Origin of the sequence: Pseudonocardia sp. DSM 110487, from assembly GCF_019468565.1 — a bacterium.
Classification (GTDB): Bacteria; Actinomycetota; Actinomycetes; order Mycobacteriales; family Pseudonocardiaceae; genus Pseudonocardia.
In genome coordinates this window covers 10,121,633-10,132,709 of the sequence record NZ_CP080521.1, presented here as the reverse complement: position 1 = coordinate 10,132,709, position 11,077 = coordinate 10,121,633, and the positions used below count along the sequence as shown (strand labels likewise).

Below are 11,077 nucleotides of genomic sequence, written 5' to 3'. Positions count from 1 at the left end.
CGGTCTGCGCTCCCCTCCGGTCGTCGCCCCGGACGATCACGCACCCCGGATTAGGGCGATCATCCCCAGACTTGTCCACACCTGTGCGCAAGACGGTACGCGGGCACGCAGCGTGAAACGCGCGCGGCCCGTGCAGTCGACGATTTGGCGATCCCCCCGGATCCAGATGTGGAGGGGGCACGCTAACAACGTCGGGCCACTGCCACAAGTCACCGGTGGCACGCAATCGAGCAAGAGGATGGTCGCGGGCAGCGAAGGTGCCCGCGGGACGACGCCGACCACCCCGCCATGTACCCTTGGCAGCAACCGTGCCCGTGTATGCGGGTCGAGTGCTGCCCGTGGTGCGCCCAGTTGTGCGCCGGGTGTGGCGCCTGATCCGCGCGGGCGCCGAGCACCACTGTCCGAACCACCCGAATGATGATCAGCGACGGCCTGCCCAGCACCGCCGTCGACCAGGAGAGCCGACCGTGAGCAAGGGCAAGCGCACCTTCCAGCCCAACAACCGCCGCCGGGCCCGTACGCACGGCTTCAGGCTGCGCATGCGAACCCGCGCGGGGCGCGCGATCGTCGCGGCCCGCCGTGGCAAGGGCCGCCAGCGGCTCTCCGCCTGATCCGGCCGGCCCGGTGCTGCCGGCCGGGTCCCGGCTCAGGCGCCGGGACGAGTTCGTCGCCGTCCTCCGGCGAGGGCTGCGCAGCGGCCGGACGAGACTCGTGGTGCACATGCGCTGTCCTGCGGACGGTGGCGCTCCGCGTGCCGGTCTGGTGGTGAGCAAGGCCGTCGGCGGCTCCGTGGTCCGCCATCGGGTGAGCCGCCGGCTGCGTCATCTCCTCGCGCCGCGGCTCGGCGAGCTCCCCGACGGGGCCATGCTCGTGATCAGGGCGCTGCCGCCCGCTGCCGACGCCACATCGGCCGAGCTGGGTGGCGACCTCGACGCGGGCATCCGGGGCGTCCTGCAGAAGCACGCTGCTCGTGTTGGAACGCGCCGTGCCTGACGAGCGGCGTTCCCCGCTGACGCGGCTGCCCATCGCGCTCCTGCGTGGTTACCAGCGCTGGGTCTCCCCCGCGTTCCCTCCGACCTGCCGCTTCTACCCCACCTGCAGCGCATACGCGGTCGAGGCGTTGCAGGTGCACGGTCTGCTGCGTGGTTCGTGGCTCACGGTCGTGAGGTTGGCGCGCTGCGCACCATGGCACCCTGGCGGAGTCGACCCGGTGCCGCCGCGCCGATCCCACCCGGCCCGGAAGAACATCGAGGAGCAAGCCCCGTGCTGAACTTCATCTACTACCCGGTCTCGTTCATCCTCTGGGTGTGGCACGAGGTGTTCGGCTTCCTCCTCGGCGCCGACAACGGCATCGCGTGGGCGCTGTCGGTGATGTTCCTGGTCTTCACGCTGCGGGCCATCCTCTACAAGCCGTTCGTGCACCAGGTGCGCTCGATGCGCCGGATGCAGGAGTTCCAGCCGGAGATCGCCAAGCTCCGGAAGAAGTACGCGAACGACCGGCAGAAGCAGGCCGAGGAGATGCAGCGGCTCCAGAAGGAGCACGGCGTCAACCCGCTCGGCGGCTGCCTGCCCGTCCTGGTCCAGGTGCCGGTGTTCATCGGCCTGTTCCACGTGCTGCGCGAGTTCGGTCCCACCAACGGCGACGGCTCGCCGCGCACCGAGAACTACTTCTTCGGGCTGGAGGAGGTCCAGTCCTTCAACCGCTCGACCCTGCTCGGGGCGAAGCTCGGTAACTGGGTGCTGCAGGGCGAGCAGGTCCTGAACGCCGCAGGCACCTCGATCGTCTCCATGTTGATCGTGATGATCCCGCTGATGATCGCCGCGGGCATCTTCACCCACATCACCGCCCGCCACTCGGTGGCCCGGCAGACCGCGGCGCAGGCCGAGAACCCGCAGACCGCGATCATGAACCGGCTGATGCTGTACGTGTTCCCGATCGGCGTGGTCGTCGGTGCGCCGTTCCTGCCGCTCGCCGTGCTCCTCTACTGGGTGTCGAACAACCTGTGGACGCTCGGGCAGCAGTACGTCGTGTACAAGCGGATCGACGTCGAGGAGAGCGCCAAGCGCGAGCAGGCGGCCGTCAACCGGCAGGCGCGGGCACCCCGGCCCGGCCAGAAGCCGGTGCGTCCGGAGACGCAGGCCGAAGAGCCGACGCAGCCGGCGAAGCGCCCGGGTGCCAAGCCCATCACCCGCAAGCCGGCCGACTCCGGCTCGAACGGAGCTGCCCCCGAGACCGAGCCGAAGAGCGAGGGCGCCTCGGGCAACGGCACTTCCAAGAGCCTGAACGGCGGCAGCGACCGCGGAGCGCGCAGCGGAGGCGGCTCGCGGCCGCCGGCGCGCCGCCCGCGCAAGCGCCGCTGACCCACGAACCATCCGCGGTCGCCCTACCGGCGACCGCAGCGGTGCGTCCCGGGCAACCGGGCGCGCCGCACCTGTTCAGAGAGGAGACGCATCGTGCCGAAGACTGCGCAGGACGGGCCGGCCTCAGCCCCGGACCAGCTGATGCGTGAGGGCGACATCGCGGCCGACTACCTCGAGGAACTGCTGGACATCCTGGACTACGACGGCGACCTCGAGATGAACGTCGAGGCGGGTCGGGCGATCGTCAGCATCGACGGTGGCGACGACCTGGAAAAGCTCGTCGGAGAACGGGGCGCGGTGCTGGAGGCGTTGCAGGAGCTCACCCGGCTCGCTGTGCAGCAGGCGTCGGGCAACCGCAGCCGGTTGATGCTCGACATCGCGGGCTGGCGGAAGACACGCCGCGACGAGCTCACCGCGCTGGGCACGCGCACGGCCAAGGAGGTGCTCGAGAGCGGCGAGTCGGTGCGTCTTCGCCCGATGACTCCGTTCGAGCGCAAGGTCGTTCACGACGCCGTCGCGAAGGTCAAGGGCGTGGTGAGCGAGAGCGAGGGCGAGGAGCCGCGCCGGCAGGTCGTCATCTCCCGCAGTGCCTGAATCAGGCGCGCCCGACACAGGCGCGCCCGATCCAGGCTCTGCGGAAGCGGACCGCGACAGCGCGATCTTCGGCGAGCGCCTCCCGCTCGCCCGGCGCTACGCCGAGCATCTCGCCACATCCGGCGTCGAGCGCGGGCTCGTCGGCCCGCGCGAGGTGGATCGGGTGTGGGAACGGCACGTGCTGAACTGCGCGGTCGTCGCGGCGCTGGTGCCGGATGGCGCGCGTGTCGTGGATGTGGGTTCGGGAGCGGGCCTTCCCGGGATACCGTTGGCACTGGCCCTGCCGGATGCCCGCATCGTCCTCGTGGAGCCGCTCGCTCGTCGAGTCGGGTGGTTGCGAGAGGTGATCGCCGATCTCGGCGTGGCGGTCGAGGTGGAGCGGGGCCGGGCCGAGGAAGATGTCGTGCGGCGGCGATGGGAGGGGGCCGACGTGGTGACCTCTCGTGCCGTCGCGCCGCTGGCCCGCCTTGCCGGCTGGTGCCTGCCGCTGCTCCGGCCCGGTGGGCACATGCTCGCGATCAAAGGCGCCGCCGCGGCGGACGAGGTGGAGCGGGACACGGCCGCCGTGCGACGGCTCGGCGGTGGGGTCCCCCGGATCGAACGGTGCGGGTCAGGGATCATCGATCCTCCCAGCACGGTGGTCGTCGTCGAGCGGGAAGCCGGTGCCCCGGTCCGTACGGCGCGCAGGAGAGGGCGGGCGTGACGTTCAAGGTGTCCCAGTACGAGATCTCCCCTGACCATGTTTCACGTGAAACACCCGGGTGGACTCCGATCGCGGAGGAAGCCGCGCGGGCGGCGCGCGTGCTGCACCCGGACCGTTACCAGATGCCCCGCCCGTCCCATCGGCGAGTGCTGACCGTCGCCAACCAGAAGGGCGGCGTCGGGAAGACCACCAGCACGGTCAACCTTGCGGCCGCGCTGGCGATGCACGGCATCCGGGTGCTCGTGATCGACCTCGACCCGCAGGGCAACGCCAGCACCGCCCTCGGCGTGGAGCACCGACTGGGCACGCCGTCGGTGTACGAGGCACTGCTGGGTGAGATCCGGCTGGCGGAGGCGGCCGCCGAGAGCACGGCGTCGCCGAACCTGCTGTGCATCCCGGCCACGATCGACCTGGCCGGCGCGGAGATCGAGCTCGTCAGCATGGTGGCCCGGGAGAACCGGCTCCGGCAGGCTCTTTCCTCAGAGGCGCTCGACGAGCTCGGTGTGGATTACGTCTTCGTCGACTGCCCGCCGTCGCTGGGGCTGCTCACCGTCAACGCGCTCGTCGCGGCCCACGAGGTGCTGATTCCGATCCAATGCGAGTACTACGCGCTGGAGGGCCTCGGCCAGCTGCTGAGCAACATCGATCTCGTGCGTGCTCACCTCAACACGAGCCTGGACGTCTCGACGATTCTGCTCACGATGTACGACGGACGCACGAAGCTGGCCGACCAGGTCACCAATGAGGTCCGCGAACACTTCGGCTCGACGGTGCTGCGCACCGTGATCCCGCGCAGCGTGAAGGTCTCTGAAGCCCCCGGCTACAGCCAGACCGTGCTGGCCTACGATCCGGGCTCACGCGGCGCGATGAGCTATGTCGACGCGGCCCGCGAGATCGCCGAACGTGGTGCGGAGATGCCCGTACCGCCTGACCGAGACGGGCGGTAACCGCACATGCCTGAGCGCGAGGCGCCTCCGACGCGCCCCACGTCCCAGAAGTCCGCTCCGCAACGGAAGGGTGGGCTGGGCCGCGGGCTTGCCGCGCTCATCCCCACAGCACCGGCGCAGGCGGACGGCCCGGGGCCGAGTGCCGCGAACGCGGGCACCGGGGGCCTGGCGACGGCAGTGGTGCCGGGCCCGACGATCCCGACGCCCGCCCAGCCGCGCGGTTCCGAACGCAGCGCCGAGCCGGTGGCCCCGCTCGCGGTCGGCGGAGCCGTGTATCGCGAGATCGACCTGGCCGCGGTGCAGCCCAACGCGAAGCAGCCCCGCACCCAGTTCGACGAGGAGGCGCTCGCCGAGCTGGAGCACTCGATCCGCGAGTTCGGGTTGCTCCAACCGATCGTCGTGCGCGAGAACTCCCCCGGTTCCTACGAGCTCGTCATGGGCGAGCGGCGCTGGCGGGCGGCGCAGCGCGCCGGACTCACGCGCCTGCCGGCCATCGTCCGGAGCACCGGCGACGACGCGATGCTGCGCGACGCCCTGCTGGAGAACATCCACCGCGTCCAGCTCAACCCCCTCGACGAGGCGGCGGCCTACGAGCAGCTGCTGGCCGAGTTCGGCGTCACGCAGACCGAGCTCGCCGACAGGCTCGGCCGTAGCCGCCCGGTCGTCACCAACACGATCCGGCTGCTGAAGCTGCCGGTGTCGGTCCAGCGCCGGGTCGCGGCAGGCGTGCTGTCGGCCGGGCACGCTCGCGCGCTGCTCGGCGTCGAGGACCCTGGGCAGCAGGAGGACCTGGCCGCCCGCATCGTCGCCGAGGGCATGTCGGTGCGCGCCACGGAGGAGGCAGTGGTTCTCCTCCGCCGCGACAACCCTTCCTCGTCCGCGAAGCCGGCCCGCCGCAAGCAGATGCAGGCTCCCGGGCTGCAGGACCTCGCCGAGCGTCTGTCGGACAGGTTCGACACACGGGTGAAGGTCGAGCTCGGGCAGCGCAAGGGTCGCATCGTTGTCGAGTTCGGCTCGGTGGAGGACCTCGAGCGGATCGCCGAGCTCATGAACCGCTCCACTGACTGACCCTCCCCGGGGTCGGCCAGCCGCTTCCCGACTGTCAGCGGCGCTCTCAGGGCGCCCTGAGACGGCCACTGACGGCCTCGTCGAGGTGTGCTGGGGTGGTGGTGGGAAGGGCAATGTTTCACGTGAAACAGCGGCGGTGGTGGGGCCGTGGCACGGCCTCCTCGAACGCGGCCTGTTCGCAGCTGGTCCCGCTACTACAGTCGGCGCGAAACCGGTCGCCACGGCAGTGACGATCTACGGCCGTTCCAGCTGTACCGACCCGGGACGTTGACGGTCACGCGGCGAGTCGGGTGATCAGGGGGCGGCCGGCGAGGGCGGAGTGGGCGCGTCGAGTGTTGCAGTGCACGACCCAGTCGTCCGATGCGGCGAGTCCACTCGTGGTTGGACAGCCAGGGGTCGGCCTAGGTGGCTGGTGGCTTTCGGTGGTTGGTGTCCTGGACCTGAACCGGCCTCCTGACGGCGCCGCGCATGGTGCGGGGCCGCCCCTCCCAGCTCAAGAGCGCCTCAGTGTCAGGGTGGAGGCTGCCGCTGATCATCAGTGGCTAGGGTTCGGCCTTGATCACGTGGTGACTTTAAAGGCGCTGCCACCGTTGGTTGGCTTGCCGAAGAACTGTCCAGCGTGGTCAGGGTTCGGGCCGGCTGGCCTGACTTGATAGAAGCGTGGGCAAGACGCCGTCCCTCGACTGAGGTGTGTCCGAGCCGCGCTGCGCGAGCCGGACCTGCCGGCCGCGCACCTGGATGACGTGGCGGCCGATCTGCGGCTGCTGACCGACCGGCGCGAGCAGTTTGGTCAAGTGGCGCACCCAGATGATCAACCAGCTGCGCTGGCACCTGCACGCCCTGGACCCCGACCTCGACCCGGTTCGGTGCGTGGGCAGCCTCCGCGGCGGCCGGCGTCGGCCCCCGCGTCCGCCAGAGGCTCGTGATCGTCGGAAGTGGTTGCGGGACGACAGATCTGTCGTCCCCACACCACTCGGGGTGATGAAGGTTCGCATGATCGGCAGGAGTGGTGCCAAAGCGTCAGATCTGTCGCTCTGGCACCACTTCTGGTGATCACGGCGCCAGCGGCGTCCCGGCCGGTTCCGCCCGTTTCGCGCCGAGCCTTGATCATGTTCGTCGGCCCTACCGAAGACCGCCACCGGAGGCCGGACCGCCACGCGAAAGACACCAGCCACCTACGCGAAGTCGGTCAGCAGGGTCCGGTGAGCCATTCGGCTGTCCGTTGATCTAGGGGCACCGGGCTTGGTGAACCGGCTCGTCAACCACTGTCAACAACGTCCTGAGTCGCGACATCTAGCCGTCGACGAAAGTGACGGTCTCCTCGACCGGTGCGCGGTGAATGCGGACGGACCCAGCAGCGGTGTCCTCGAACCCGATAGACACGCCGCAGAACAGGATGAGGTCGTCCTGCGGGCCGACGATCTCAGCCACGGTTCGGTGGTAGACGGACCACGCCATCTGTGGGCAGCTGTGCAGTCCCTCGTCGCGAAGCAGGAGCATGGCGGTCTGCAGGTACATTCCGACGTCGGCCCACTGGGGCGGACCCATCTCGCGGTGGATGTAGCAGAACAGGGCTGCGGGCGCGCCGAAGCAGTCCCAGTTGCCGGCGACGGCCTGCTCGCGTGCTCGCCCGTCCTCACGGGCGATCCCGAGCGCGGTGAAGCGTTGAGCAGCGGCAGCGGTCCGGCGGCGACGGTAGGGCGGAGCCAGGTCGCACGGATACATCTCGTACTCCCGTTCGTCCCCGGTGTCGCCGGCGGCTACCCGCCCAGCCGTCCTCCGCTTGAGCTCGGCCAGCGGTGCGCCGTCGACGACGTAGACCCGCCAAGGCTGGAGGTTCGCTCCGGACGGGGCTCGGCTCGCCGCCGACAGCACGCGCTCGAGCACCGTCCTCGGTACGAGCTCATCCGTGAACCCGCGCACGGCGCGCCTGCTCGCGACTGCTTCGTAGACGTCCACGACCAACTGACGAATGGGGACGAGGACAGGTGACGGGGGCGTGTTTCACGTGAAACAGCGGTGCGCGGGCGTCGTGTTTCACGTGAACAGGGGCGCCGCCGGAGCCGGTGTTTCACGTGAAACGGGAACGGGCGATCGCACGCTCCACGAGCGCCGAGTAGAGCTCGCCCAGCTTCATCCCCGCGGCGCGGACGGACAGCGGTAGCAGCGACGTCTCGGTGATCCCCGGCGACACGTTCACCTCGAGCACCTGGATCCGCCCATCGGAGTCGACCACAGCGTCGGTCCGGGACACGTCGCGAAGGCCGAGCAGGCGATGCGCGGTGAGCGCCGTCTCCTCGAGGCGGGCGAGGCTGGCGTCGTCCAACCGGGCCGGGCAGTGGAAGGAGACGGCGCCGGGCGTGTAGCGGGCGGTGTAGTCGTAGACGCCGCCCCTGACGTCGATCTCAACGGCGGGCAGCGCACGGAGTCCCGCACCGTCGTCGACGACCGTGACCGCGACCTCCGTGCCGCGGACGAAGCGCTCCGCCAACACGGTGTCCGAGTAGGCGAGGCAGCTGACCATCGCCGCGGGAAGCTCGGACCGCGCCGTGACGACTTGAGCGCCCAGCGCGGACCCGCCCTGGTCGGGCTTCACCATCAGCGGGAGGCCGAGGCGGTCGACCATCGCGTCGAGAACTGCCTGCGCGCCGAGCGCGCGGAATGCGGCGTGTGGCAGCGCCACCCAGTCCGGCGTGTCGAGCCCCGCACCCGCGAGCTCCGCCTTCGCCGTCGGCTTGTCCCACGCTCGCCGACACGCCTGTGCCGGCGTGCCGACGAACGGGACGTCGAGCAGCTCGAGGACGGCCTGCACCGACCCGTTCTCGCCCTCTCCCCCGTGCAGTGCGATGGCGACCGCGTCCGGCGGATCGCTGCGCAGCCGCGTCACGAGCGAACCGTCGACGTCCCACTCACGCACGTCGGAACCGGCGGCGCGGAGCGCGGTGGCGAGTCGCCTGCCGGACCGCAGGGAGACCTCGCGTTCGTGGGAGAGCCCACCGGCCAGCACGGCCACGGTTCGTTCGATCACCGCCGCATTCTGCGGCACCGATGCGATCAGGGAGTGTGCGGGCTGGGCGCCTGCGGCCCGCTGCCGAGCGCGGGGCGTGCCGAGCTGCCGAAGGTGCGCATGACGTCGAGCTCGGCCTCGAGCACGGCGGCCAGCCGGCGCACGCCTTCGATGATGCGCTCCGGCGTCGGGTAGCAGTAGGACAGCCGCAGCTGCCTGCTGCCGAACCCGTCGGCGTAGAAGCCGGTGCCGGACGCGTATGCGACGCGCGCGGTGACCGCCCGCGGCAGCATCGCCTTCGTGTCGACGCCCTCGGGCACGGTGAGCCAAACGTAGAAGCCGCCGTCCGGCACGTTCCACGTGCAACCCTCGGGCATGTGCGCGGCGAGCGCCTCGAGCATGGCGTCCCTCCGGTCGCGGTAGGCCTCGGTGTAGGTCTTGATCTGGGCACGCCAGTCGTGCGCCCCGAGGTACCGCGACACGAGCATCTGCGTGAAGCTCGGCGGGCACAGCGAGGCCGACTCCGCGGCGAGCACGAGCCGGTCGCGCACCGCGGGCGGCACGAGCGCCCAGCCCACGCGCAGACCGGAGGCGAACGTCTTCGAGAACGACCCGAGGTACACCACATCGCGGTCCATGGATCGCAGCGCCGGATATGTGTGACCGCTGAACCCGAGGAGCCCGTACGGGTTGTCCTCGACGACCGCAACGCCGTACGACGCGCAGATCTCGAGCACCTCGGCCCGCCGCTCGACGGCGAGGGTGGCGCCGGCCGGGTTGTGGAAGTTCGGGATCGTGTACAGGAACTTCGGGGTGATCCCCTCGGTGGCGAGCGACCGCAGCGCGCCGCGCAGCAGGTCGGGGACGAGGCCGTGCTCGTCCATCGCGACGTGCACGACGCGCGCCTGGTACGCGGCGAAGCTGCCGAGCGCGCCGACGTACGACGGCCCCTCGGCGAGCACGACGTCGCCGGGATCGCAGTAGATGCGCGTCACGAGGTCGAGCGCCATCTGCGAACCGACGGTGACGACGACGTCGTCGGGGTCGGCTCGGATCCCCTCGAGCGCCATCACCTCGCAGATCTGGTCCCGCAACGCCGGCACGCCTTGGGCGGAGCCGTACTGCAGTGCGACCTGACCCTCGCGCTGCACCAGGTCCGCAACTTCCACCGCGAGTGCGTCGAGCGGGAGGGCGGCGAGGTTCGGCATACCACCGGCGAGCGAGACCACCTCGGGTCGGCTCGCCACGGCGAACAGCGCGCGGATCTCCGACGCCGTCATACCGGCGGTACGGGCGGCGAACCGCTCCGTGGGCTCCGGCCGCGGCGCGTCCGCCGCCGCTGCCGACCCTGCGCTTGCGGGCACGGCGTCGAACGGCGATGGAGACGTGGCCGGATGCGGCACGGTGGACCTCCCGGATCCTCTGTGACTTCGAGCGCCCGAGTCTATGGGGTGCGTTCACCGGCGCGGCCGCGGTCGTCAGGAAGGCCACTCGCCTCCCGATACCCGGAACGGGGGAACCTGCGACCGATCGTCGTGGTAGGGGCGCCGGTCACAGCAGCTGGGGTGTCGTTCCAAGCTGGATCGATCTATGGTTCTCGAGGTCGGCGCGGCGAACGGCGCCGTATGTCCGTGTTCGCGATGGCTCCTCGCCGCCGGAGGTTGGTTTGTCCTGGCACGTGGCATCGCTTACTCTGGACAATCTGGACGATCTGCCCAAACGGTGCAGGCGGTGCGTCTTCTGGGAGCTGTCCGAGCATCTCGGCAAGCAGGCGGCTGACTTCGGCTCCACTGAGCTGGAGAAGGAGGCGTGGGTCTCCGAGGTGTTGCTCGAGTGGGGATCGTGCGGCCGTGTCGTCTACATGGCCGGAGCGCCCGCGGGCTATGTGATCTACGCGCCCCCGTCGGCGGTGCCACGGGCGGCCGAGATGCCCACCGGTCCCGTGTCCGCCGACGCCGTCCTGCTCACCACGATGCAGGTATTGCCCGAGTTCTCGGGCGAAGGGCTCGGCCGCATGCTCGCCCAGGCAGTCGTGCGCGACCTCACCCGGCGCGGCGTCAAGGCCATCGAGGTGTTCGGTGAGCAGCGGCCCGGCATCGAGCCGGGTTGTCTCATCCCCGCCGACTTCCTCCGCGGGGTCGGCTTCAAGACCATCCGGCCGCACCCGCGCTTCCCGCGCCTGCGCATGGAGCTCCGCTCCGCGATGACGTGGAAGGAAGACGTGGAGGCGGCGCTGGAGCAGTTGCTCGGCACGATCACCATTCCGATGCAGCAGGCCAGCGGCGTTCGGTCGGACCCCCTCCGTTCGATACCCACCCGGTCCGGAGCGACCGTCAGCGGCCAGTTCAGGGCGCTCTGTACGCCTCACTGAGGGCCTGCCAGGACCGGTCGAACCCG

At 70.5% G+C, this 11,077-nt stretch carries 13 protein-coding genes; 9 read left to right on the top strand and 4 right to left on the bottom strand.

Features of this window, described 5'->3' with window-relative positions; genetic code table 11:
- The first annotated feature begins 467 nt into the window (after positions 1–467).
- From rpmH to K1T35_RS47350, 8 genes are all read left to right on the top strand, one after another.
- Positions 468–611 carry a 50S ribosomal protein L34 gene (gene rpmH, locus K1T35_RS47385; protein ID WP_075952533.1) on the top strand — a complete coding sequence of 48 codons (144 nt, stop codon included), beginning with the start codon at positions 468–470 and terminating at the stop codon, positions 609–611.
- 13 nt (positions 612–624) lie between these two features.
- Positions 625–993: a ribonuclease P protein component gene (rnpA, locus tag K1T35_RS47380; protein ID WP_220258148.1), complete on the top strand. Its 369-nt coding sequence runs from the start codon at positions 625–627 to the stop codon at positions 991–993.
- The gene (gene yidD, locus K1T35_RS47375; RefSeq protein WP_255621425.1) at positions 986–1,270 is read left to right on the top strand and encodes a membrane protein insertion efficiency factor YidD; all 285 of its coding nucleotides are present in this window, start codon (positions 986–988) and stop codon (positions 1,268–1,270) included. The genes rnpA and yidD overlap by 8 nt, the downstream gene beginning before the upstream one ends.
- The gene (gene yidC, locus K1T35_RS47370; protein ID WP_220258146.1) at positions 1,264–2,361 is read left to right on the top strand and encodes a membrane protein insertase YidC; all 1,098 of its coding nucleotides are present in this window, start codon (positions 1,264–1,266) and stop codon (positions 2,359–2,361) included. The genes yidD and yidC overlap by 7 nt, the downstream gene beginning before the upstream one ends.
- Positions 2,362–2,502: 141 nt before the next feature.
- Complete coding sequence (locus K1T35_RS47365; protein WP_220263314.1) at positions 2,503–2,955, top strand: R3H domain-containing nucleic acid-binding protein; 453 nt, start codon at positions 2,503–2,505, stop codon at positions 2,953–2,955.
- Entirely contained in the window at positions 2,948–3,658 is a 711-nt protein-coding gene (gene rsmG, locus K1T35_RS47360) for a 16S rRNA (guanine(527)-N(7))-methyltransferase RsmG (RefSeq protein WP_370645286.1), read from the top strand. Before K1T35_RS47365 ends, rsmG begins: the two co-directional genes overlap by 8 nt.
- A gap of 23 nt (positions 3,659–3,681) precedes the next feature.
- Complete coding sequence (locus K1T35_RS47355; protein WP_304940867.1) at positions 3,682–4,605, top strand: ParA family protein; 924 nt, start codon at positions 3,682–3,684, stop codon at positions 4,603–4,605.
- A 6-nt stretch (positions 4,606–4,611) separates the two neighbouring features.
- The gene (locus K1T35_RS47350; RefSeq protein WP_220258144.1) at positions 4,612–5,673 is read left to right on the top strand and encodes a ParB/RepB/Spo0J family partition protein; all 1,062 of its coding nucleotides are present in this window, start codon (positions 4,612–4,614) and stop codon (positions 5,671–5,673) included.
- Between the two features lie 623 nt (positions 5,674–6,296).
- Here the strand turns inward: K1T35_RS47350 and K1T35_RS47345 are convergent.
- From K1T35_RS47345 to K1T35_RS47330, 4 genes are all read right to left on the bottom strand, one after another.
- Positions 6,297–6,467 carry a hypothetical protein gene (locus K1T35_RS47345; protein WP_220258143.1) on the bottom strand — a complete coding sequence of 57 codons (171 nt, stop codon included), beginning with the start codon at positions 6,465–6,467 and terminating at the stop codon, positions 6,297–6,299.
- A 499-nt stretch (positions 6,468–6,966) separates the two neighbouring features.
- A complete protein-coding gene (locus K1T35_RS47340) occupies positions 6,967–7,632 on the bottom strand; it encodes a nitroreductase (RefSeq protein ID WP_220258142.1) in 666 nt (221 codons plus the stop codon).
- A 112-nt stretch (positions 7,633–7,744) separates the two neighbouring features.
- The gene (locus tag K1T35_RS47335) at positions 7,745–8,701 is read right to left on the bottom strand and encodes a D-alanine--D-alanine ligase (RefSeq protein ID WP_220258141.1); all 957 of its coding nucleotides are present in this window, start codon (positions 8,699–8,701) and stop codon (positions 7,745–7,747) included.
- 26 nt (positions 8,702–8,727) lie between these two features.
- Complete coding sequence (locus K1T35_RS47330) at positions 8,728–10,044, bottom strand: PLP-dependent aminotransferase family protein (protein ID WP_255621424.1); 1,317 nt, start codon at positions 10,042–10,044, stop codon at positions 8,728–8,730.
- Between the two features lie 302 nt (positions 10,045–10,346).
- Here K1T35_RS47330 and K1T35_RS47325 point away from each other — a divergent pair, with 302 nt between their 5' ends.
- Positions 10,347–11,051, top strand: a complete 705-nt coding sequence (locus K1T35_RS47325; protein ID WP_220258140.1) for a GNAT family N-acetyltransferase — start codon at positions 10,347–10,349, stop codon at positions 11,049–11,051.
- The last annotated feature ends 26 nt before the right edge of the window (positions 11,052–11,077 follow it).

Excerpts from the sequence above, each read along its gene's own strand:
- K1T35_RS47365 (WP_220263314.1), top strand. The coding sequence starts at position 2,503 with ATGCGTGAGGGCGACATCGCGGCCGACTACCTCGAGGAACTGCTGGAC.
- K1T35_RS47350 (WP_220258144.1), top strand. The coding sequence starts at position 4,612 with ATGCCTGAGCGCGAGGCGCCTCCGACGCGCCCCACGTCCCAGAAGTCC.